The organism is Haloprofundus halophilus (assembly GCF_003439925.1).
Taxonomy (GTDB): Archaea; Halobacteriota; Halobacteria; order Halobacteriales; family Haloferacaceae; genus Haloprofundus; species Haloprofundus halophilus.
In genome coordinates, this window is the sequence record NZ_QQRR01000002.1 from 43,761 (window position 1) to 65,846 (window position 22,086).

Genomic DNA, 22,086 nt, shown 5'->3' on the forward strand with positions numbered 1-22,086 from the left:
ACGAGTCTCTGAAATAGCTTCGTGCCGACGCTCCCCGACACCTTCCGACACCTCGCGACGCCGCCGGCGGACCAGTACGGCCCAAGGACTTTGCCTCGTTTCGTCCTACCCATCCTATGCCACACGCAGGCGACATCGACGAGGACATCTCCGAGGCGGAGCGACAGGCGCTCCACGAGTTTCAGGTCGGTATCGAGTACGTCTACCGAGGGTACGGGGCGCTGCTCGACTTCCACCACCACCTCGGCCACGCGATGGACCGCATGGCCGACGCCGAACAACAGCTCCGAGCCGCGGGCCACGAGGAACTGGCGGACGAACTCCGGGACCGACACCTCCCGTCGGGGGCGCTCGACGACCGCTGGTCGTACGAGATCGTCGGCGACTTCCGTCGGAGCTTCCTGCAGGAGATAACCGACTACGAGGCGACCGTCCGCGACGAACTCGTCGACGGTCTCGACCACGTGACCGAGCGACGGCAACAGACGGAGTGGCGCGAGCGCGCCGAGAGCGACGCGTGGAAGTCGGAGTGAGAACTCAGTCGTCGCTTTCGCCGTCTTCACCGTCGCTCGCCGCCTCGACGCGTCCGGCGTACTTCTCCAACTCTCCGGCGAGCGTTCGCGCCTCGTCGGCGGTGAGCGTCACCCGGTCGGCGTGCGCTGGAAGGTGCTCTAACTGAGTGTTGTCGAGTTCGAGTTCGAGCGTGACGGCGTCGGGGTTCTTTCTCGGCGCGGTGACGTTGAGGACGGCGAACGCCTCCTCCTCGAAGTCGTGGCCCTTCGCCTCGCCGTCGAGCATGTCGAACGTCGTGTAGGCGTTGATGCGGAGCAGTCGGTCTGGCATACTCGCCTTTGTATTTGGTCGACAATGGGCGTGACGGGTCGTCGTCGGAGAAGCGACGAACGTCCGACTCGTCGGGTGACTGTTCTCCGAAGGTAACGACGAAAATTAGCCAATAAGGGCGTTTTCACTTCGTCCCAATGCCGATATTCATCCGGGTGGTCAAAACTGCGGGGCCGCTCCCCTTGGAGCGTTCACGGAGTTTGGTGTCCAGATTTTTTTGAACCTCGGATATCTGCTCTTGCGAGAGGTCGGCGACCAACGAGGCGGCGATGGGATTACTGTTAATCACCATGTTCCAGAGATGCGTGGCGGACCGGAACTCCGTGTCCCACACGTCGGTGTCGATGCGGATGTCGTTCAGTCTGGCGTCGGCCAACTGCTCACGCAGACTCTCGGGATCTGCCACCTGGAATGGTAGGGGTGGGGGATCCATCGGGAGCCCATCGAAGTCGGGAACGGCCGCTTGCAGAGCCCCCACGAAGAAGGTGAGAAACTCCGCCTCGGTGGGCGGACCAAACGCTAGAATCAACACCCGACCATCTGGCTTTGTGACACGCACCATCTCGCGCAGCCCGCGCTGCATGTTCGGAAACAGTGAAACACCGTTCTGCGATGCGGAGACGTCGAAGGTATCGTCCTCGAGCTCGAGGGCGTGGCCGTCCATAACGTGGGCCGTGACGTTGGACAGACCCTCGTTCTGCGCACGCGCCACGAGCAGTTCCACCATCGCGGGGGAGATGTCCGTTGCCACTACCTCTGCGCCGAGGCGTGCCACTGGGATACTGAGCGCTCCGCTGCCGGCGGCTACGTCCAGAAATCGCATTCCTGGACGAAGGTCAACTCGCTGAAGCACGGTCTCCGCGAAAGAGATGGTAAAAGGAGTGGCGTACTCGTCGAAGCCGGCTGCAATCTCGTCCCAGGCGGCCTCTGTCTCTCGGGTATCCTTAGCGGTCATGGGTATCCCTCACTTTGTCAGACCGGCAGACGGGACTGTGAAATCGCCCTTGAACGCCTCTACCTGTACTACCGTCTGCCGAGTTCACGTGCACTGTCATCGTAAGACCACTCCTAGAGACGCGACGAGAGAGCAAGCCATTTGCCACTAATGGTAATTATATAAATGCAACGTCATACAAGGGAGGGGGAGTTTCCTCGGAATCCCCTCTCCGCGAATCGACCCCCTGTCTACAGCACGTGGTTCCTATCAAGGGCTGAGGATTCTGACAGAACCGCCAACGAGTATCTCTACCGCGAGCGAGCGAAACGAGCGAGCGGGCCGAGAAGCGAACGGCGGCGCGCTTTGCGCGCCGAAGTGAGCGACGAGTGTCCTCGTGAACGAAGTGAACGAGGGCTCGTCAGAGCTCCGCTCTGACGGTGCTTTTGGTCCGAGAGCAGACGCGAAGCGTCTGCTAAGCTTTCGCGGTTTCACCGCGAAGACAGCTTTTGCCGAGCGGACGGCGAAGCCGTCCGCGCAGCGGAAAAGGTCGTAGTTAGTCGTCCGACGTAATCGGCGTCCCGTCGGCCTCCGCGGGCGCGGGGCTGTCGTCCATCTCGTCCTCGTCGGCGTACGGGTACCACGTGAGCTTCGTGTTGTGCATCATCGGGTCCTCGTAGTCGGTCTCCTCGGGTTCGACGAGTTCGGCGAGTTCCTCCTCGTCGAGGCGTTCGACGAACTCGCGGAACGTCTCCTCGCCCTCACGCTGCTCCTCGAAGTTGGCGAGCAGGTTCCTTATCGCGCCGGGAACCTCGTCGGCGGGGACGCGCTGGCCGACCCAGTCGGCGAACTGCGGATTCTCGCCGAGACCGCCGCCGAGGCCGATGTCGAGCGCCTCGACGGCCTCGCCGTTCTTGCGCGTCTTCATCCCGCGGAGGCTCACGTCCGCGATTTGGGGTTGCGCGCAGGAGGCGGTGCAGCCCGAGAGGTGGATGTGGAAGTCCTCGACGCCCTCGGGGAGGTCGACGTTCTCCTTCAGCCAGCGCGCGTAGCGCACTTGCCGGTTCTTCGTCTCGACGATGGAGAGCGAGCAGAACTCCGTCCCGGTGCAGGCGATGGAGCCGCGCATGAACGGGTGCGGGTCCGGCGAGTAGTTCTCCAGCAACTGCTCGGCGAGCAGGTCGTCGAGTTTCTCCTCGGGCACGTCGGTGACGATGGCGTTCTGGCGCTGCGTCAGGCGAACTTCGCCGGAGCCGTACTCCTCGGCGAGGTCGGCGAGTTCGAGCACGTCGGCCGCGCCCATCCGGCCGACGAGCACGTCCAGTCCGACGTAGTAGTTGCCGTCGTTCTGCTCGTGGACGCCGACGTGGTCGGAGTGACCGCCCGTCGCGTAGCCGGAGTTGTACGAGTACTCCTCGCGGAGGTCCTCGCCCGCAGTGGGTAGCTCCCAGTCGACGTACTCCTCCTGGAGGACGCGACGGAACTTCTCGGGGCCCCACTCGTCCATCAGGAACTTGACGCGGGCGTTGTAGCGGTTCTCTCGGTCGCCGTGGTCGCGGAACAGCGCCGAGATAGCGCCGCCGACCTCACTGGCCCGCTCGGGCGTGACGAACACGTCGAGGCCGCGGGCCAGTCGCGGTTCGTTGCGGGCGAGGCCGCCGCCGACGCGGACGTTGAACCCCTTCCGTCCGCTCTTCGTCGCCGGCTCGAACGCGAGGTCGTTGATGTCGCCTTGCCCGCAGCCTTCGCGGCACCCGGTGACCGACACCTTCCACTTCCGCGGGAGGTTCGTGTGTTCGTCGTTTCCTTTGTAGGTGTCGTGGAGGTTCAGCGCGACGGGGAGCGCGTCGACGTGCTCGTGTTTGTCCTTGCCGGCGACGGGACAACCGACGATGTTCCGCCAGGAGTCGCCGCAGGCCTGCTGCGTGGAGAGCCCGTGTTCGTCGAGTTTCTCAAAGATAGCCGGGACGTCCTCGATGCGAATCCAGTGGAGCTGGATGGACTGCCGGGTGGTGAAGTCGGCGTACGCCGCGCCGAACTCGGGGTTGACGCCGGGGCCGCGGGCGAACTCGTCGGCGATCTCGCCGACGGCGCGGACCTGTCCCGGTTCGAGCACGCCGTTGGGCGTCCCGATGCGCATCATGAAGTAGCTCTCCTGGCCGTTTCGCTGGTGGTACAGCCCCCACCACTTGAAGCGCTCGAACCAGGCGTCGCGTTCGTCTTTGGGAATCGACTCCCACCCCTGCTCGGCGAACTCGAACAGATGCTCCCGTATCTCGTTACCGTACACCTCGGACTTCCATCGCTCCACGTCGGTCGGCATTGGAGTTCCCTATCGCCCACACGCCTAAACCACTCGTTGCCCCGTCAACCATCCCCGGTGCTCGCTGAAAGCGGATAATGTTGCCTACTCACGGTCGTCGACTCGCGTTCGACGGCAACAGGCCGTCACGGTCGACAGTTCGCCACTCGCCGTCGACGACGCGGCCGACCGGCAACCAGTCGGTCGTCGTCTTTTCGCCGCAGACGATGCACTGACAGACCGCTCGGAGTTCGACCGTGCGGCCGTCGATTCCGGGTTCGACGAGGTTCTCGACCACCGCGTCGGCGAGGTCGCAGTCGCAGAAACCGGGGTCGTAGAGGCGCCAGAGCTCTCCGACGCCGACGCGTCGTTGGTCGTCGACGGAGAGCCACGCGCCGTCGTCCTGGATGCGAAGCGAGACGGTCACTATCCGTCGTTCGGCCTTCGGATACCTGTCTACGTCGGTCGATGCAAGCTTCCGACATCCCCACGACGGACGGTGCGCGAACAATCGCGGGACTGCGGCGGGCCAGTCCCGTTTCGGCCGTCAGAAATAGCGGCAACCGGTTCCCGTATCGGGGAGTGCTGGCACGGTTTACTACCGAAGACGCCCTTATTCGGTCGACGCTCTCAATGGGTACTGTGACGAATCTCCACGACGACGCGACCCATCGAGAACACGCGTCCGCCGACGTCGCCCCCGAACTGTACGAGGAGGTCGATGCGGCGGATGAGTGACCCGGCGCACTCCGAGAAGAGGACGCCCGACGCCGACCGCCCGGCCGATACCGACCGCTCGGCCGATGCCGACTGCCCGACCGACGACGACCACTTCTCGGGTCTCGAAGACGGCGCCGGCTGTACCGAAATCTGGGAACACCTCTCGGAACGCCGAGCGCAGGCGGACGCCCGCCCGGCCGAGAACGCCGACGACTGACTCGAATCCTCCTCAAATTCCCACAATGAGCTGCCGACTCCCAGCGCCCCGTCGTTCTCTGCGCCGCCGACCCCCAGTGCTCCGTCGTTCTCTGCACCGTCGAATCCCAGGGCTCCGCCGACAGCCGCCCGTAGTCGATATCCCGACCTGTCGGTATCGCACCCCGCAGGCCAGAGCACGGGACGCTTTTGACCGACCCCGCCCAACGGACCGTAGATGAGAGACGACCCGACGCCGAACGTGCCGCCCTCGGAGGCCGACCGCACCTCGCCCGTCGGCGAACCGGTCGTCCGCTCGGACCCCGCGGTGACGGGTGAGCGGGCGCGCGAAGCGGTCGGCTTCGACCCCGACGACCCCGAGAGCGTCGCCCACGCCGCCGAGACGGTGCGTCAGTTCGCCGACTCGACGGTCGGCAGCGCGGACAACGTCTACATGCTCCGCGGTGCCGCGGCGTGTGCGGCGCTCGTCCGCGGCGTCGGGTCGTACAAAGCGGCGGCCGAGGAGGCCGGCGGCGACGTCTCTGTCGCGTTCATCCGCAAGTGGGCGCGGGTCCACGACCTCCCGCGGTCGGTTCGTCGTCACGTCGCCCTCGGCCACATCGCGCCCACCGCGGCGAAGCACATCGCTCGCGTCTCCGGCGAGGCGCGGTTCGCGCTCGCGTGGGCGACGCTCGACGGCGACCTCACCGTCCGCGAGGTCCGTCGCCTCGCCAGCGCCGTCAACGACGGCGAGAGCGTCGAGTCCGCCCTCCGCGAGCGCGGAATCGAACTGGGACACATCTCCGTCTCGCTGCCGCCGGAGGCGTACGTCGAACTCCGCCGTCGCGCGTCGCTGTCGGACCGGTCGCCCGACGACGTGCTGAGCGACGCGCTCGTCGCGTACCTCCGCGACGGAGACGAGTAGCCCCCGCAGTTGTAGCCCCGTCAGTTCTCCGCGAGGTACCGCCGCGCCGCCGTCGCAATCGTTGCCCGCGCCGTCTCCACGTCCGGCCAGTGGATCGTCTCGTTCGGGAAGTGCGCCTGTTCTATCGTCCCCGGTCCGAACACGACGGTCGGGATACCGGCCTCGACGTAGTGACGCGAATCCGCGCCGTAGGTCGCGCCGCGGGCTTCTGTATCGGCTAACCCCGCGTCGCCCATCGCGGCCTGTAACGCCGCGACGACCGGTTCGTCGGCGTCGATTTCGGCGGACTCGAACTGGATGGTGAACCGCTCGAACTCGGGTGGGTGTTCGGTGAGCCACTCGCTCTCCGCGACGACCTCCGCGAGGCGCGCCTCGTACTCCTCCTCGACCTCGTCCACCGTCTCGCCGGGAGCGACGCCGATGCGAATCTCCGCCGTCAGCGACGCCGGAACCGTCGAGGACCACGACCCGGCCTCGACGCGGCCGATGCAGATGGGCCACGGGACGGGGAACTCCTCGTACAGCGGGTGGTGGACGCGCTCGCCGCGTTCGGCTTCGAGTTCCTCGAAGGCGTGACGAATCCGCTCGAAGTGCGGCAGGACCGACTCGCCGACCCACCGCGTCGCCGCGTGCGCCGACCGCCCGGTGAGGTGGAGACGCTTCATCACGGTCCCCTCCGTCGCCGTGACGACGGTCAGGTCGGTCGGCTCGGCGACGATGGCGGCGTCGCGGTCGAACGGGTAGGGGTTGTCGAGCGCCGCCGCGGCGGCTCCGATACCCCCGTCTTCCTCGCCGGTGACGCTCTCGACGACGATTCGACCGTCGAGTTCCAGTTCCTCGTTTTCGACGGCGTCGCGCACGTCGAGCGCCGCGAACACGCAGGCGGCAACTCCCGACTTCATGTCCACCGCGCCGCGGGCGGTGAGGTCGTCGCCGTTCCACGTCGGTTCGAAGGGGTCGCTGTCCCACAGTTCGTCTTCGGCGGGCACGACGTCGCTGTGGCCGTTCAGTACGAGCGTCGGTCCGGCGTCGGGGTTTCCGAACTCCAGCACGCCGGCGACGCTCGGTCTGTCGGCGACGACGATGTCGTCGGGGTCGTCCGGAAACGACGGATGCTCGGCGAGACGGTCGGCGTCCGCGTGCCACTCGACGGTCTCGAAGCCGAACTCGTCGAGTCGCTCGCGGAACCACGACTGCGCCGCCGCTTCCCGACAGTCGGTCGTGTCGAAACGGAGAAACTCCTCGGTGAAGGTCCGGAGATTCATGTCCACACCGACGACGCCCCCCCGCCTAAGCGTTCGGACGCCCGAGGGTTTCGCCGCGTTGTCGGGCGGCCGCCGATGTAAACACTTTTCAGCGCTCTCGCGTAACTCAGTTCGAGGGCTGGTAGCTCAGTTAGGCAGAGCGTCTGGCTTTTAACCAGACGGTCGGGGGTTCAACTCCCTCCCAGCCCGTTTTCCTGCGAACCGAGTGAGCAGTGAAAACGCTACAGGAGGTGTTGAATCAGGGAGTGAAGCGAGCGCCAGCGAGCGAAACGACCGTGGTTCAACTCCCTCCCAGCCCGCTTCTGCGACGAACCACCCGACGAGCATCGCGTAGCGGTGCGAGTCGCCCACGAGGAGCGAAGCGACTCCCGTCGGTCCGCCGACTCCGTTCGCTCCCCGCCGACGTCCGTTGCTCGTGCTCTGATGTGACGCAGAAGGTGGTGGGAGAACGGACGGTACGTGCTCTGTCACGCACCGTGAGCAATCTCAACGTCTCCCGAAGTCGAACTCTACCCAGTGACGTGGGTCAGCCAGCCATGTCTGATGCGGTCGTCGCGTCTGTCAGTGTTGTGATGAACGGAGACAGATTGGGGGTGCCTCCGGTCGCTCCGCTCAATCTCGTGCACTGACGCTGACTCGCCCGTCCGCTCTCACGGCGACCTCGAACCCTTCGTAATCGAAGGCGAGTTCGCCGCGGATGTCTCGCGGCCGTCGCGAATCAGGGCCGAAGAGTGCAGTCTCGAGCGCGTCGACGTCGACGCTGTCGTAGAGCGGGGAGAACTCGTTGTGCAGCGGGTCTACACCCGCCGCGTCGGCGACAGCGCCGAGGATAGTGACACTCAAGTCGAGGGACTCACCCGGGCGATACCATGCCTCTGATGTTCCAGGTGCGTCGTTCGCGCGCCCGTCCGCGTCGACGCTGTCCTCGGTGCTCGAGTGTTCCATCGATTCGACCTCTCCGACCATACTCCATATGTAATGAGAGACTGTGTAGCATCCTCGGTTGACTGTTCAATCATTTATATACTCTAACTCCCGGTCACTCCAGTCGACGCCGGCGAGTCCGTTCTGGACGAACGTTTTGTGGGCGCGTCGGAGGCGAACCGAGGCCGCCTGTGCGGAGATCCCCATCTCCTCCGCGAGTTCGCTCAGCGTCGTGCGCCGCGGCACCTCGAAGTATCCTCGGTCGAGCGCCCGTACGAGAATCTCGCGTTGGGGTCCCGTCAGACCGAACGACTCGCCGGGCAACTCGCCGCTCTCGCTGTACACGGCCGTCAGGTGACGGGTCACGTCGACGTCGAGGTCCTGTTTGTAGTACGCCTGGAGCGCTTCGCGGTCGGGAAACCGCATCCGAATCTGCCAGACGCCGTCCTCCCACGTCATGTTGATATTCATCGCGCCCAGTTCGACCACTGCCGGGTACGCCGAGAAACTGTGCCCGTACTCGGTGTATTCGAGGTGGTAGAGGCGTTTGTCGTCGACGTCGACGAGCGGGGTGAGGTTGGTCACCGTCGGGTCGTCGTCGACGGCGGCGGCGAACTCCTCCGCGGAGATTCCCGTCACCCAGACGAACAGCTGAATCACGCCCGCCTCGTCCGTCTGTATCAACTCGACGTCGGCGACGACGCCGGGTTCGGAGGAGAGTGCCTGCTGGAGAATCGGCGTGTCCAGAACGAACTCCCCGATGAGACTCATCTAGGCGCATCCAGTCGTCTCGAGGTAAAAAGGATGACTCTCCGACAACGTTTGCCGTGCGAACGGTTGGCTCCCGATACGTCGTTACAGATTCTCGCCCTGGTAGCTCCCGTCGTAGGTGCCGTCGTGGTCGGCCGCCGCGAGCACCAACTGCGCGATTCGCGCCCCGCGCTCTATCTCGACGTCGTGGTGGACTTCGAGGAGACCCTCGCCTTTCCCCTCGTAGCCGGCGTCCCACACCGCCGTGTTCAGCATGCAGGAGTTGCGCAAGAGCGACGACCGCGGGTAGATGAAGCCGACGTGGTCCTCCGGGATGCGGACCGTCTCCGCGTACCGGACGACGTAGCCGCCCGGCGGGAGGTAGTACGTCTCCGTCTCGCCGTCGGTCTCCTCGCGTTCGACCGCCTGTCGGTCGCCGACTTCCTTCCCGTCACACCCGATGCGACCGGGTTCGCGCTGTTCGAAGACCGCTTCGAGCGTCAGGTCGACGCCGTTCGGTTGCAGCTGCTCCGCCGAAACGGGCGAGACGTTGTCGCCGACGAACGAACCTGCTCGGTACATGTCTCGGCATGTCGGTTCCCGGCAGATAGCCGTTCCCGTTTTCTACGGGCAATTCTGTCCGCTACGCGTGTCGCATCACACAACGGTTATCACCGTCACGCCGCTACAGGTTCGGTAGTTATCGATGGTCTCTCGACGCTCTCTCACCGTCGGCGTATCTGATGTAGCGGTGATTTTAGCCGCCGTCTCGGCGACGCGGCGGCGACGGGTTGCACGCGGACAGCAGGCGACGACACTCGGGCTCAGAATCCCTCTCGTCGACGGTCTCAGAATCTCTCTCGTCGACGGTCACCGGTGACGGTGGCGCCGACCGTCACTCGACGCCTCCCCGGGATGGCGCTCCTGGCCGGTATCGCGGTCGTTGCGTCCGCGGTAGGATCGGTGACACCGGCCGTCGACGGCCTCGTTCTCGCCATCGCTGGCGGCGCACTCGTCGCCAACACCGTCGGCGTCGCCGACCGATTCCGCCCCGGTGTGGCTCTCCACACGCCGCTGCTGGAGGCGGGAATCGTGCTCCTGGGTGCGAGTCTCTCCGCCGAGGCCGTCCAGTCGTCCGGGCTCCTCCTCGTCGGTCTCGTGACGGCGACTGTCGTCTCGGGACTCCTGTTTGTCGAGGCGCTCTCGCGGGTTCCGTTCGACCTACCGACGAAAACCGGGTCGCTTCTCGCCAGCGGCGCCAGCGTCTGCGGCGTCTCGGCGGCGGCGACGGTCGGCGGGAGCATCGGCGTCGACGAGGACCAACTGGCCTACGTCGCCGCCAGCATTCTCCTCCTCGACGCGGTGACCATCGTCGTCTTTCCGGCGGTCGGGAGCCTGTTGGCGCTCGACTCCACGGAGTTCGGCGTCTGGGCCGGTCTGACGATGTTCAGCACCGGGCCGGTGACGGCGGCGGGGTTCGGCTACGACGCCGTCGCCGGACGGTGGGCGACGCTCACCAAGCTCCTCAGGAACACGTTCATCGGAGCCGTCGCCGTCGGCTACGCGCTCGCGTACGCCGCCGACACCGATTCGAAATCGGTGGCGGCGCGCCTCTGGTCGGGGTTCCCGACGTTCCTGCTCGGCTTTCTGCTGCTCGCGGTCGTCGCCAATCTCGGCGCGTTCTCGGCCGGGCAGTTGGAAATCATCTCGCGGGCGGGTGACTGGTTGTTTGCGCTCGCCTTCGCGGGACTCGGGCTCGAAATACGACTCGAGGCGATGCGCGACGCCGGTCTCAAACCGCTGTTGGTGTTGACAACGTACCTCCTCGTCGTCGGCGCCGTCGCGCTCGTCGTGGTGACCGCGCTATTTTAAACGCGTCGCCGCCGCGGTCGAGTTTTACTCGGTTCCGAATTTATACCGCCAGTTTCGCGAAAATTGCCGCCTCGATGCGATTCCACACGGTTCTTCGGGTAGGAAACACGCGGGATTTATATCCGACGGGAGACGACCATCGGACGTTATGGGACAGACGGTAACTGAGAAAATTCTCGCCGACCACCTCGTCGAGGGTGAACTCACGCCCGGCGAGGAGATCGGCATCGAGATCGATCAGGTCCTCACGCAGGACACGACAGGAACGATGGTCTGGCTGCAGTTCGAGGCGCTCGAACTGGACGAAGTCCAGACCGAACTCGCGGCGCAGTACTGCGACCACCAGACGTACCAGTTCGACTTCAAGAACACGGACGACCACCGCTTCCTCCGCTCCGCGGCGGGTACGTTCGGCGCACACTTCTCCCGACCGGGCAACGGCATCTGCCACAACGTCCACAAGGAGAACTTCGCGGCACCCGGTAAGACCCTCCTGGGCTCGGACAGCCACACCCCGACGCCCGGCGGCCTCGGTCAGCTCGCCATCGGCGCGGGCGGCCTCGACATCGCCGTCGCCATGGGCGGCGGCGCGTACTACGTCGAGATGCCGGAAGTCGTCAACGTCCGCCTGGAGGGCGAACTGCCCGCGTGGTCGACGGCGAAAGACGTCATCCTCGAGATGCTCCGTCAGCTCTCGGTGAAAGGCGGCGTCGGCAAGGTGTTCGAGTACACCGGTCCCGGCGTGGAGACGCTCTCCGTACCGGAGCGCACGACCATCACCAACATGGGCACGGAACTCGGCGCGACCTCCTCCATCTTCCCGACCGACGAGAAGACCAAGGACTTCCTCCGCCGCGTCGGCCGCGAGGACGAGCACGTCGACCTCCAGCCCGACGACGACGCCGAGTACGCCGACGAGATCGTCATCGACCTCTCGGACCTCGAACCGCTCATCGCCAAGCCGTCGATGCCCGACAACGTCGTGCCCGTCCGCGAGGTCGCGGGCGAGTCCGTCGACCAGGTCATCATCGGCTCCTGTACGAACGGCGGCTACCCCGACATCCTCCCGGCCGCGAAGATGCTGAAGGGCCGCGAGATCAACAAGAAGACCGACCTCATCGTCGCGCCCGGCTCGAAGCAGGCCTCCGAGATTCTGGCCCGTCAGGGCTGGACCGCCGAGATGATGGCCGCGGGCGTCAACTTCTCCGAGGCGACCTGCGGTGCGTGTATCGGCATCGGTCACGTGCCCGCCTCCGACTCCACGTCGCTGCGCACGTTCAACCGCAACTTCGAGGGCCGCTCCGGCATCGAGGACGACTCCGTCTACCTCTGCTCGCCGGAGGTCGCCACCGCGGCCGCCCTCAAGGGCGAAATCGTCGACCCGCGCGACCTCGCCGACGAACTCGGCGACCTCGAGGACCCGGGCCTCGAACTGCCCGACAAGTACGACGGCTCGAAGGCCGACCTCATCGCGCCCGACGAGGCCGTCGACGACGACCTCATCAAGGGCCCGAACATCGGCGACGTGCCGCTGAAGGACCCGCTGCAGTCGCACCTCGAAGGTGAGGCGCTCCTGAAGATGACCGACAACATCACGACGGACCACATCATCCCGGCGACGTCGGACATCCTCAAATTCCGCTCGAACGTGCCGAAGCTCTCGGAGTTCACGCTCTCGCGCGTCGACGAGTCCTTCGCACAGCGCGCACTCGACGCCGACGGCGGCTTCCTCGTCGCCGGCGAGAACTACGGTCAGGGCTCCTCCCGCGAACACGCGGCGCTCTGCCCGATGTACCTCGGCATCGAGGGCGTTCTCGCACAGTCGTTCGCTCGCATCCACAAGGCGAACCTGTTCAACTTCGGCCTCGTCCCGCTGACCATCGACGAGGAGACCTACGAGAAGATCGAGCAGGGCGACGACGTCGAAATCGTCGACGACGTCGGCGACGGCGTCCGCTCCGGCCAGGAGGAGTTCACGGTCCGCGTGAACGACGACTGGGAAGCGACCGCCCAGCTCGACGCCTCCGAGCGCGAGCGCGAGATTCTCGCCGCCGGCGGCAAGCTCTCGTGGACGAAGCAGCAGTACGAAGAAGGCGGCAGCGGCGCGACGCCCGCCGACGACTGAACGCGCGTTCGCACCCGACTTCTCTATTTTTCGCTCGCCGAGCGGCCGCCTCGTCACCGCCGTCTCGGACGGACACCCGAACGGTCACTCGAACGTGACTGTTGCCCGCGCGCTTATTATTCGTCGCCTCGAACGGCCTCCCGTGACTACCATCCCCGCCGACGCCGAAGGAACGACCGTCCGACGCGCCGAGCGGGCGGACCTCCTCGACGTGTTCCGAATCGAGAAGACCTGTTTCAAGCAGCCGTGGCCGTTCGCGGCGTTCGAGCAGTTTCTCGGTGAGCCCGGTTTTCTCGTCGCCGTCGACGGCGTCGACCAGTCAGCGGAACCGAGCGACGACGGCGTTCGTGTCGAGCGCGACGACGGCGGGTGCGCCGAACGCGTCGTCGGCTACGTCGTCGCCGACGTGATGCCGAACTACGGCCGCGACATCGGCCACGTCAAAGACATCGCGGTACACCCCGACGCACGCGGACGAGGGCTCGGTCGGATGCTGTTGCGGCAGTCGCTCGTCTCGATGGCGCTCGGCGGCGCGAACCTGGTGAAACTCGAAGTCAGAGAACACAACGAACCGGCGAAGACGCTGTACGAGAGCGAGGGCTTCGAACCCCTGCGGCGCATCCCGCGGTACTACGAGGACGGCGAGGCGGCGCTGGTGATGGTCGTCGACGCCGACGAGTGGCAGCGCGGCGGCGAGGAGTAGTACGCTTTTTTCGCTCCGGCGACAACGGCGAGCATGGGATACGCCTGTCCGGTCTGCGACGTGCCGCAGCGCGACGCCGAACATCTCGCCAACCACCTCGCGTTCACGGCGATGCTCCGCCACGAGGAGCACGAGGCGTGGCTCGACGAGCAGATTCCGAACTGGAGCGAGCGCGGCCCCAAAGAACTCGCCGGGGTCGTCCCCGACCACGCCGAGGAGACCGAGTACGACGAGGTGTTCGAGGACACGGTCGGGTCGACGCACACCGAGCGTGGCCACCAGCACGGACACGGCCACCAGCACGACCACGACAGTTCCCCCGGCGGCTTCTTCGACCCGGGTTCGGCCGCGCAGCGCGGGTCGGGGTCGATGAGCGCGGAGGCCCAGCAGGTGCTACAGGAGGCGCAGGAGTTGACCCAGCAGATGCTCGAAACGGACGAACCGGAGTCGGACTCGGCCGCGAACGAAGAGAGCGAGAGCGAGGTCGACGACGCCGAGGTCGGTGACGGCGACACCGACGAGGAGTAACCGACGACCCGGGACGGAAACGCGTTTAGGGCGACGCTCCGACAGGGCGAGCATGCAGACTGACGGCGCGTTCGCGCCCGACTCCGAGGACGAAGCGCGCGAGCTGTACGACTCGGTCGGCCCCGCCGCACAGGTCGTCGTCCGCGAGACGGCCAAAGCGATGGAGTTCGACCGCGACGAGTACCGCGACCGAGTGACCGGCGAAGTCGTCGAGACGGCACGCGACGCGCTGTTTGCCTCGTTGCTCGTCGTCCACGACGGCACACGCGAGGAGTTCGAGGCGTGGTGCGACGAGCACCCCGACTACGAGGTGGAGCGACTCGGCAGTGAGAACGTCGACAACGTCGTCTGGCACGCGGTTCCCTTCGCGGACCGCGTGCTCGCGGCGACGTACCAGAACGAACCGGAGGCGGCGGCGGGGACGCTCCGGCGGCAGGCGTTCGGCCGGGTGTACCGCGAGTTGTTCTGACGCACTCCCGACTTCGCGCCGCCGCGAGCGCAACCGGTTTACTTACCCCGTCCGAACGACGGACGTGCGACCGATTACGCGCCGCGTGCTGGCGCTCGTCGTCCTCCTCGCCGTCGGCCTGCTGGCGCTGGGGGCGCTCCCGAGCTATCTCGGCACGGGCGACCCGTACTACCTCACTGCCGAGGAGACGGACGCCTCGGGCCCGGCCGTGAACGTCACCGACTTCTCCGGCCAGCGGTATCCGTACCTCTCGACGGCGCTCGCGGAGGGCCGTTCGGAGGGGTATCAGAAAGGTCCGTTCGGACTGAAGGAGTCGTTCACCCACTCGCCGTTCGACGAACGGGACGCGCTCACGACGCAGAACCCGGACGCCGAACGCGACGGCCGTGTGCTCGTCGAGTACGACGGGACGCGCTACTGGGTCGCCGTGGAGCAAGTGCAACCATGAGCGACGAAACACACGACGACAGCGACCGCGACGACAGCGACCGCGACGACAGTAGGACGAACAGCGCAGCCAACGGCGGTCGCCGCGACGCGCTCGGCGACCCCGAGTGGCCCGTCCTCGACTCGAAGGCCGAGTACGAGACGGGGTGGTTCACCGGCGGCTACGACCGGGTCCGGCAACCCGACGGCACCGAGAAACAGTACTACTGGGCGGAACTCTCGACGGCCGTCGTCGTCGTCGCGGTGGCGGAGGGCCACGTCCTCTTCGTCGAGCAGTACCGACCGACCGTCCGCGAGACGCAGTTGGAACTCCCTGCAGGAATCGTCGAGCAAGGCGAGTCGTTCACGCAGGCGGCCGAGCGCGAACTCCGCGAGGAGACCGGCTTCGAGGCGTCGAGTCTCTCGCTGCTGCAGGAGTTCTGGACCTGCACCGGCCTCCTTCGACACCGCCGCGGCATCGTCTTCGCGGAGGGTCTCTCGCCCGGCGAGCGAGAACTCGACTCCAACGAGTTCCTGACGCCGAAGGCGGTACCCATTGACGACGCCGTCGCCGTCGCCCGCGCGCAACCGACGAACGACGCGACTATCGAGGGACTGTTGCTGGCGAAAGACGACGGGCTGTTGTAATCTATCCGTCGAGCGACTGCAGACCGACGACGACTCGGTTGACCACCTCGTCGACCGTCGGCGACGGAACCGACTCCGGTTTCTCCACTTCCGTCTCGCCGACGTCGCTGACCGTCGCCTCGAACTGGCCGGTCGAGACGTCGTCGCTCATCAGGTAGTGGCCCGCCGAGGCGTCGTCGGTCACGTTCATCGTCGCGCGGGTGACGATTTCCCGGTCGCGGTCGACGTGGAGCGTCAACGTCGCGGTGCTGTTCTGACTCCACGGTCCGAAGTACATCGCTCTCGTCTCCTCACCGGTGAGGTTCGCGCGGAGGACGAGGGTCCCGTTGTCCGCCGACACCTGCTCGAACGTCGCGTTCTCAACCTGCTGCGGTCGGAAGAGGTGAATATCTGTGTACGACTTGCTCGGCTTGGAGTTCCACGCGCTCGGTGTCTCGGACGTGGTGTTTCGCGTCCACACCGTGTGGTGGGTGTACATCGCCTCGTACCGGCGGTCTGCGATATCCGCGCTGCCGTGCGCGCGTCCGCTCCGCCCGTCGACGGCATACGCGAACCGGTCGTGTGCCCCGCTCTCGAACCGAACGTCGAGGTCGTAGGTGTAGTTCGTCGCTCGCAGGTTCTCCATCGCTGTCGTCGCTTTCTCGGTCGGCGTGTCGTCGGCGGCGATGGCTCGGTGTTCGGCAGTCGGTGCGGGTTGGAGTGTCAGCGCGCCCGCCGCGGAGACGACGAGGAGGGTGACGAGGAGGAGGGCTATCCGCCGCGGGGGTCGTTTCATATCACGAAATTACGTAACACAATAATAACCGTTTCCCCGCGACCCGCGCCCTTATCCGTCTTCGCCGGAATGTCGTGATATGGACGGCGAAATCACGCCCGAAGAAGTCGAGGACCTCCTCGACGGCGAGAACCCGCCGCGAGTCGTCGACATCCGCTCTCCGGCGGCGTTCGACCGCGAGCACATCTCCGGCAGCGAGAACATCCCCTTCGCCGAGTTGCCGAACCGCGTCGAGGCGCTCGCCGACGCGGACCGAATCGTCACCGTCTGCCCGCACGGGCAAGCCAGCCAACAGGCCGCCCGCCTCATCAAATCCTACGAGGGGACGAAAGACGCCCGCGTCGAGAGCATGAAAGGCGGACTCACCTCGTGGACCGGCGATGTCGACTCCGCGCGGCCGACCGAGAGCGACGAGGGACCGCAGTCGCCGTTTTAATTCTCCATTCGGAAGGAGACGAGTTTCGTTACGACACCGGCGACGACGACGGACTGCACGAAGAGAAATCCGTAGACGAGTAGCCAGATACTCGCCCCGGAGTCACCCGGAAACTCGTAGTAGAGATACCAATCGGTGAGTGAGGCGGCGACGATAGCCGGCGCACCGACTATCATCAGGTCTCGCGGAATCAACCCCCACTCCGCCGACGCGACGACGACGCCGGTCACCGTGAACATCGCGAGCGTCACCCGACCCCACAATCGCCTCGTACCGCCGTCTGGGGCGAACAGATTCGGAGCGTTCACGCTCATCGCTCTCCGTCGTCGCACAAAAGTATTGAGTAAGTGACACCCGTCCGCGGCGGCCGGGTGGACTCGCCTCTCTACGAGGGGAGCGGTGAAAGAACGGAGACTCGACGTGAGGCCGAGTCAGGAGTTGGTCATGCGGGCGTGGTCACGCGACGTTGAACCCTTTGTCGCGGAGGAAGTCCTCCACGCGACCACTGTGGTTCCCCTGCAGTTCGATGGAATCGTCTTCGATGGTTCCACCGCAGGCGAACTTCGACTTCAGGTCCGAGGAGAGACTGCTCATGTCCACGTCCTTGGGGTCGAATCCTTCGATGACCGTTACCTCCTTCCCGTAGCGGCGCTCGTCGATGCGGATGCTGATCTCTTGGGACTCTCGCGCCACGTCTTCGCAGACGCAGAGTTCCTGAGGCAGCCCGCACGTCGAGCAGACTTCCGACATTACAAGGCGGAACTACTCGATGGGGGTACAAAACAGTGTCGGGAACCGGTCCCCTCGGTCGCTTTCCGTGGGCTCTCACCGCGGGGGTCGCCTACGACCGAGGCTGCGACCGACACCGCGGCTGTCGCTGGTGACGACCGCTACGACCGGAACCGTCCCAGTATCGGCGTCGACCGGCCGACGAGCGCGTCGACCGTCTCGATCGCCGACTCCGCCTCGTCGCGGCTGACGCCCGGCCCGTACCGGGCGCGCTCGTACACCTCACCGACGCGGAGCGCTCTCTCGTCGAGGCCGAGTCGGGAGAGACTTCGCAAGTACCGCCGCGGTGTCTCGCCGGGTCGACGCGCCCGGTACTGCCGGGACAGCAGGTATTCGAGTCGCTCGAACGCCCGCTCGGTATCCCGCTCGGGCGTCCGTCGCCGTCCCTGAACCCGCACCCAGACGCTCCGATACGCTCGCGTACTGACACCGGTTCGGCGCGCCACCGCCGCCAGTCCGACGAGCGCCGCCAGTCCGACGCCGAGCGTCTCGCTCGACGGGAGGCCGCCGCCGGCGTCCTCCTCGGCTGCGCCGACGCTCTCGCTCGTCGTCGGCACGGCCGTCTGGTTCTCTCCGAGTCCGCTCACCGCCCCACTGGGACGGCTCTCGTTCGCGCCGGACTGCTCGGCCTGCGGCCCGTCGACGTCCGCGCTCGTGTCGGTGGACGTCGTGTCGGTGGTCGTCTCGTCCGGCGTCTCGGTGGGCGTCGGCGTCCACTCGCCCTCCGAGGAGTTGCCGGTGTCGACGTTGCTCTCGTCGCCCTGTCGCGCGCTCTCCAGACGAGCGTTCTCGGCGGACTGACGCGGGTCGCTCGGCGTCGGGTCGAACTGCACCCAGCCGACCTCCGGGAAGTACACCTCGACCCACGCGTGGGCGTTCAGCCCGCGGACGACCCACTCGTTCTCGGCGACCTGCTGACCGGGCGTGTAGCCGGTCGCCATCCGCGCGGGAATCCCCTCCGAGCGGAGCATCACGGCCATCGTCGACGCGTAGTACGTGCAGTATCCCGCCTCCATCTCGAAGAGGAACGCGTCGGCGACGTCGCCCGACGGTTCGTCGACGGTCAGCGAGTACTCCTTGGTCGACTCCAGATGCTCCTCGACGGCGACGGCCTTGTCGTAGGCGTTCTCCTCGTCTTCGGTCACGTTCGCGGCGCGCTCGCGGAGGCGGTCGGACGTGCTGTCGGGCAACTGGAGATACCGCTCCGCTACCTCGTCGGGGTAGTCGTCGCCGGAGCGCCGCAGCTGCTCGGACGTGTAGCGCGGCGGTTCGCTGACGACGGTGTAGCTCTCGTTCGCGCGGAGCGACCCGCCGGCGCGCAGCGTCCCCTGGTCGGTGACGAGCGCGTCGTCGGCGGGGCCACCCCGCAGTTCGACCGGTTCGGCCGCCGCCGGCAGCGACTCCAGTCGCGTCCGCGCTGTCACGCGCTGGGTGAGTTCGCGGCGCTCGCCCGGCCCGCTCTCCAGTCGGCCGTCGTACACTCGGGTCTCGGATTCGGACCGCACCCACCCGCCGCCGGTGTAGCGGTCGTACACCGAGGTGCGCCAGTAGCGCGGTTCAGCGCTCTCGACGCTGAACCGCACTTTCGGTGACAGTCTGATGCTCCCTTCGATGTCGACTTGGTCGCTCGACTGGACGAGATTCTGTTCGCTCGTCGGCGCGTTCGTCTCCGGGAGCAGCGGTTGCGTCGCACCGCCCGGAACGACCGACAGCGACGCCGAGGCGACGATCATCGCCGCGATTACGATAGCGAACGTATCCAGTTGCGCGCTGACACCTCCGCGGGCTTCGAGCGTTCCCAGGCCGACCGCGCCGGCGACGCCCACGACGCCGGCGAGCGTCGTCAGGGGGTCCGCGTCGCCCGTGAGTACCAACAGCAGGAGCGTCGCCCCGCCGACCGTCGCCGCGCTCACGTAGCGCCGACGGAGCGCCAGATACCACGTGAAGAACACCGGCGCGGGCGTCGCCGCGAGCGCCCACACGTCCGCCTGCGCCAGCCGCAGCACCGACAGACCGGTGAGCAACGCCACGACGTCTGCGAGCACTCCGTCGAGAGAGAACGCGGCGCGCTGCGCCTCCGGTAAGGAGAAGAAGTACGCCGCGAACCCCGCCAGGAGAAACAGCAGCGTCAACACGAACGCCGTTCGCGGCCGGAACAGCCGCGCGACTCCCGTCGCGGCCAGCACGGTTCCGGCGACGACGAGGAGATACGTCGCACTCTCGCCGACGCCGACGACGTCGGTGATGTGATAGAGCACGCTCGTGAGCGCGAACAGTAACAACGCGACGGCCGCGAGCGCGCCGCCGCGGAAGGTGCGGCGACTCGTGCGACGGCTCACGCAGTCTCACCCGTCGACCGCTGGCCGCCGTCCGAGCGCGCGGTTTCCGGCCGGTCGGTCGACGACTCCCCGTCTGCAGCGGCGCTTCTGTCGGTCGCCCGTCGCCTCTCGGTCAGCGCCTCGAACGACGTCTCCCGGTCGTCGACGAGCACCCGAACCGCGTCGCGCTCGGCGCGGACGACCACGTCGGCGGTCGCCTCCGGCGGTTCCCCTCCGCCGGTTCGCGCCAGCAGTTCGAGCAACCGCCGTCTGTCGCGGGCGGTCGGTTCCGCGTCGATTCGTCCGCCGGGCGCCGAGACCGTGACCGGCACGCCCGCCTCCAACAGCGCGAACGAGAGGCTGGCGACGGCCTCGGCCATCGCGTCGGCGCGCTTTGTCTGCCCGCCCGCCGTGAGCGTCACTGCGCGTCGCTCCTCGTCGGCGCTGTACTCCGTGACGATGAGGTTGCCGCGCTTGGCGCTGGAGCGCCAGTGAACGTCGCGCAGGGCGTCGCCGGGGCGGTACTCGCGGATGGTGTTGAACTCGTCGCGGTCCTCGGTGAGTCCGACGCCGTGGACGCCCGAGAGCTCCGCGCGCGCCCACCCGGGGACCCGCCGAACCGACGGATAGACGAGCACGCGGTCGGTGTCGCGGCAGGTAAACTCCGTCTCGAGCAGCCCGAACACGTCGCGCGCGACGACGGTCACGGGACCGAGCGTGCGCTCGCCTCGTCGCTCGTACGTCACGTCGTAGCCGACGGGGTCGCCGCCGACGGTGGTCTCGGTTCTCGCCGCGCCCGTCCGGCGCGAGAGGCCGTCGCCGACGCGGTCGACGACGTCCGCGCTGTACGGCGTCCCGTCGGTCGCGAGTTCGAGCGTCACCTCGTGGGTCTCGCCGACGAAGCCGTCGTCGGGGACGGCGCGGTGGACGCTCGGCTCGTCGAACGACTGGAGTTGGACGACCGCGGCGACGAGCGCGACGAGCGCGGGGAAGACGACGGCGTTCAGCGAGCGGGAGCCGTACAGTTCGGCGGCGACGACCCCGGCGACGCAGACGCCGACGACGGCCACACCGCGCCGCGTGAGTCTCATTCCACCGAGACGGCCTCTAACGCCGCCTGAACGACACTCGTCCCGGTTTCGCTTCCCGTCTCCGGACGGATGCGGTGGGCCCACACGCTCCGGAGCTCCGTCTGCACGTCGTCGGGAACGACGTACTCGCGGGCGTCGAGCACCGCTCGGGCCTGCGAGGCGCGAACCAGCGCGATGCTGCCGCGCGGACTGACGCCCAGTTCGGCATTGTTCCGCGTGTACGTCGCCAGTTTCGAGACGTACGACCGGACCGGCTCGGACACCTCGACGGCGGCGACCGTCTCTCGCGCCCGCAGCACGTCTTCGGTGGTCGCGACCGGTTCGAGCGTCTCGATGGGGTGCCGGTTCGAAACGCGGCCCAGCAGTTCCGTCTCATCGGCCTCGTCCGGGTAGCCGAGACGGAGCTTCTTCATGAAGCGGTCGATCTCGGCGATCGGTAGTTCGTACGTACGACTGAGTTCGACGTCGTTCTGCGTCGCGATGACGGTGAAGGGGTTCGGCAGCGGGTGCGTCGTGCCGTCGACGGTGACCTGCGACTCCTCCATCGCCTCCAACAGCGCGCTCTGAGTTTTCGGCGGTGCGCGGTTTATCTCGTCGCCGAGGACGACGTTGCCGAACACCGGACCGGGCTGGAACTCGAACTCGCGCGTCTTCTGGTCGAAGACGTTGACGCCCGTCACGTCCGACGGGAGCAGGTCCGGCGTGAACTGAACGCGCGTGAACGAACAGTCGACCGAGCGGGCGATAGACCGCGCGAGCATCGTCTTACCGACCCCCGGCACGTCTTCGAGCAGCAGATGCCCTCTGGCGAGAAGCGTTATGACCATGTGCTCGATGGCGTCGCCGTGGCCGACGATGACGCGCTCGACGTTCTCGGAGATCCGCCCGACGAGGGCCGCTGTCTCCTCGACGGGTAAGGCTGTGCGTTCGCTCGCTCCGTGGGTCGTCGTCTCTGCGTCAGTCATATGATGCGTAGTGAGGACACATTCGGCACTGCTCGGGCGTCGCGTCGGTCCGGGTTAACTGGCCGTGAGGCTGAGGCGCACAC

The 22,086-nt window shown here is 66.7% G+C and carries 25 protein-coding genes and 1 tRNA gene; 12 read left to right on the plus strand and 14 right to left on the minus strand.

Annotated features, from left to right (window positions below):
* Positions 1-116 precede the first annotated feature (116 nt).
* Positions 117-533: a hypothetical protein gene (locus DV709_RS09810; protein ID WP_117594277.1), complete on the plus strand. Its 417-nt coding sequence runs from the start codon at positions 117-119 to the stop codon at positions 531-533.
* Positions 534-537: 4 nt separating this feature from the next.
* Here the strand turns inward: DV709_RS09810 and DV709_RS09815 are convergent, their stop codons facing one another.
* The 4 genes from DV709_RS09815 to DV709_RS09830 form a co-directional block, all read right to left on the minus strand.
* A complete protein-coding gene (locus tag DV709_RS09815) occupies positions 538-843 on the minus strand; it encodes a DUF6360 family protein (protein WP_117594278.1) in 306 nt (101 codons plus the stop codon).
* Positions 844-967: 124 nt separating this feature from the next.
* Entirely contained in the window at positions 968-1,798 is an 831-nt protein-coding gene (locus DV709_RS09820; RefSeq protein ID WP_117594279.1) for a class I SAM-dependent methyltransferase, read from the minus strand.
* A gap of 535 nt (positions 1,799-2,333) precedes the next feature.
* A complete protein-coding gene (locus DV709_RS09825; RefSeq protein ID WP_117594280.1) occupies positions 2,334-4,100 on the minus strand; it encodes a nitrite/sulfite reductase in 1,767 nt (588 codons plus the stop codon).
* A gap of 88 nt (positions 4,101-4,188) precedes the next feature.
* Positions 4,189-4,506, minus strand: coding sequence for a hypothetical protein (locus DV709_RS09830; protein WP_117594281.1), 318 nt, complete (start codon positions 4,504-4,506; stop codon positions 4,189-4,191).
* A 303-nt stretch (positions 4,507-4,809) separates the two neighbouring features.
* Between DV709_RS09830 and DV709_RS09835 the strand changes: the two genes are divergently transcribed.
* Together DV709_RS09835 and DV709_RS09840 are read left to right on the plus strand one after the other, a co-directional pair.
* Positions 4,810-5,016, plus strand: coding sequence for a hypothetical protein (locus DV709_RS09835; RefSeq protein ID WP_117594282.1), 207 nt, complete (start codon positions 4,810-4,812; stop codon positions 5,014-5,016).
* Between the two features lie 216 nt (positions 5,017-5,232).
* Entirely contained in the window at positions 5,233-5,919 is a 687-nt protein-coding gene (locus tag DV709_RS09840; RefSeq protein ID WP_117594283.1) for a DUF7119 family protein, read from the plus strand.
* A gap of 20 nt (positions 5,920-5,939) precedes the next feature.
* Here the strand turns inward: DV709_RS09840 and DV709_RS09845 are convergent, their stop codons facing one another.
* Positions 5,940-7,184 carry a M20/M25/M40 family metallo-hydrolase gene (locus tag DV709_RS09845; RefSeq protein ID WP_117594284.1) on the minus strand — a complete coding sequence of 415 codons (1,245 nt, stop codon included), beginning with the start codon at positions 7,182-7,184 and terminating at the stop codon, positions 5,940-5,942.
* A gap of 115 nt (positions 7,185-7,299) precedes the next feature.
* Here DV709_RS09845 and DV709_RS09850 point away from each other — a divergent pair.
* Positions 7,300-7,373, plus strand: a tRNA-Lys gene (locus DV709_RS09850).
* 423 nt (positions 7,374-7,796) lie between these two features.
* Here DV709_RS09850 and DV709_RS09855 read toward each other — a convergent pair.
* From DV709_RS09855 to DV709_RS09865, 3 genes are all read right to left on the minus strand, one after another.
* Entirely contained in the window at positions 7,797-8,150 is a 354-nt protein-coding gene (locus DV709_RS09855) for a HalOD1 output domain-containing protein (protein ID WP_157972705.1), read from the minus strand.
* 45 nt (positions 8,151-8,195) lie between these two features.
* Complete coding sequence (locus DV709_RS09860) at positions 8,196-8,879, minus strand: helix-turn-helix domain-containing protein (RefSeq protein WP_117594285.1); 684 nt, start codon at positions 8,877-8,879, stop codon at positions 8,196-8,198.
* An 84-nt stretch (positions 8,880-8,963) separates the two neighbouring features.
* Complete coding sequence (locus DV709_RS09865; RefSeq protein ID WP_117594286.1) at positions 8,964-9,440, minus strand: deoxyuridine 5'-triphosphate nucleotidohydrolase; 477 nt, start codon at positions 9,438-9,440, stop codon at positions 8,964-8,966.
* Between the two features lie 333 nt (positions 9,441-9,773).
* Here DV709_RS09865 and DV709_RS09870 point away from each other — a divergent pair, with 333 nt between their 5' ends.
* The 7 genes from DV709_RS09870 (at position 9,774) to DV709_RS09900 (ending at position 15,629) form a co-directional block, all read left to right on the plus strand.
* Positions 9,774-10,730 (plus strand): YeiH family protein, encoded by a 957-nt coding sequence (locus tag DV709_RS09870; RefSeq protein ID WP_117595274.1) that lies wholly within the window; start codon positions 9,774-9,776, stop codon positions 10,728-10,730.
* 148 nt (positions 10,731-10,878) lie between these two features.
* Positions 10,879-12,855 (plus strand): aconitate hydratase, encoded by a 1,977-nt coding sequence (locus DV709_RS09875; protein WP_117594287.1) that lies wholly within the window; start codon positions 10,879-10,881, stop codon positions 12,853-12,855.
* A gap of 142 nt (positions 12,856-12,997) precedes the next feature.
* A complete protein-coding gene (locus tag DV709_RS09880; protein ID WP_117594288.1) occupies positions 12,998-13,558 on the plus strand; it encodes a GNAT family N-acetyltransferase in 561 nt (186 codons plus the stop codon).
* Positions 13,559-13,591: 33 nt separating this feature from the next.
* The gene (locus DV709_RS09885) at positions 13,592-14,086 is read left to right on the plus strand and encodes a DUF5810 domain-containing protein (protein WP_117594289.1); all 495 of its coding nucleotides are present in this window, start codon (positions 13,592-13,594) and stop codon (positions 14,084-14,086) included.
* Between the two features lie 52 nt (positions 14,087-14,138).
* Positions 14,139-14,555, plus strand: coding sequence for a DUF5809 family protein (locus DV709_RS09890; RefSeq protein WP_117594290.1), 417 nt, complete (start codon positions 14,139-14,141; stop codon positions 14,553-14,555).
* A 64-nt stretch (positions 14,556-14,619) separates the two neighbouring features.
* Positions 14,620-15,003: a hypothetical protein gene (locus DV709_RS09895; RefSeq protein ID WP_117594291.1), complete on the plus strand. Its 384-nt coding sequence runs from the start codon at positions 14,620-14,622 to the stop codon at positions 15,001-15,003.
* Positions 15,000-15,629 (plus strand): NUDIX hydrolase, encoded by a 630-nt coding sequence (locus DV709_RS09900; protein WP_117594292.1) that lies wholly within the window; start codon positions 15,000-15,002, stop codon positions 15,627-15,629. Before DV709_RS09895 ends, DV709_RS09900 begins: the two co-directional genes overlap by 4 nt.
* A gap of 1 nt (position 15,630) precedes the next feature.
* Here the strand turns inward: DV709_RS09900 and DV709_RS09905 are convergent, their stop codons facing one another.
* Positions 15,631-16,404 carry a hypothetical protein gene (locus DV709_RS09905; protein WP_117594293.1) on the minus strand — a complete coding sequence of 258 codons (774 nt, stop codon included), beginning with the start codon at positions 16,402-16,404 and terminating at the stop codon, positions 15,631-15,633.
* Between the two features lie 79 nt (positions 16,405-16,483).
* On the opposite strand from DV709_RS09905, the gene DV709_RS09910 reads away from it, so the two are divergent.
* Positions 16,484-16,840 (plus strand): rhodanese-like domain-containing protein, encoded by a 357-nt coding sequence (locus DV709_RS09910; RefSeq protein WP_117594294.1) that lies wholly within the window; start codon positions 16,484-16,486, stop codon positions 16,838-16,840.
* On the opposite strand, the gene DV709_RS09915 is transcribed toward DV709_RS09910, so the two are convergent.
* The 5 genes from DV709_RS09915 to DV709_RS09935 form a co-directional block, all read right to left on the minus strand.
* Positions 16,837-17,148 (minus strand): hypothetical protein, encoded by a 312-nt coding sequence (locus tag DV709_RS09915; RefSeq protein ID WP_157972706.1) that lies wholly within the window; start codon positions 17,146-17,148, stop codon positions 16,837-16,839. The two genes, DV709_RS09910 and DV709_RS09915, sit on opposite strands and share 4 nt — an antisense overlap.
* A gap of 148 nt (positions 17,149-17,296) precedes the next feature.
* On the minus strand, positions 17,297-17,590 hold the full coding sequence (gene yciH / locus DV709_RS09920; protein ID WP_058581971.1) for a stress response translation initiation inhibitor YciH: 294 nt from the start codon (positions 17,588-17,590) through the stop codon (positions 17,297-17,299).
* A 140-nt stretch (positions 17,591-17,730) separates the two neighbouring features.
* Entirely contained in the window at positions 17,731-19,968 is a 2,238-nt protein-coding gene (locus DV709_RS09925; RefSeq protein WP_117594296.1) for a transglutaminase TgpA family protein, read from the minus strand.
* Positions 19,965-21,038 carry a DUF58 domain-containing protein gene (locus DV709_RS09930; RefSeq protein WP_117594297.1) on the minus strand — a complete coding sequence of 358 codons (1,074 nt, stop codon included), beginning with the start codon at positions 21,036-21,038 and terminating at the stop codon, positions 19,965-19,967. Before DV709_RS09930 ends, DV709_RS09925 begins: the two co-directional genes overlap by 4 nt.
* Positions 21,035-22,003: an AAA family ATPase gene (locus DV709_RS09935; RefSeq protein ID WP_117594298.1), complete on the minus strand. Its 969-nt coding sequence runs from the start codon at positions 22,001-22,003 to the stop codon at positions 21,035-21,037. The genes DV709_RS09930 and DV709_RS09935 overlap by 4 nt, the downstream gene beginning before the upstream one ends.
* Between the last annotated feature and the right edge of the window lie 83 nt (positions 22,004-22,086).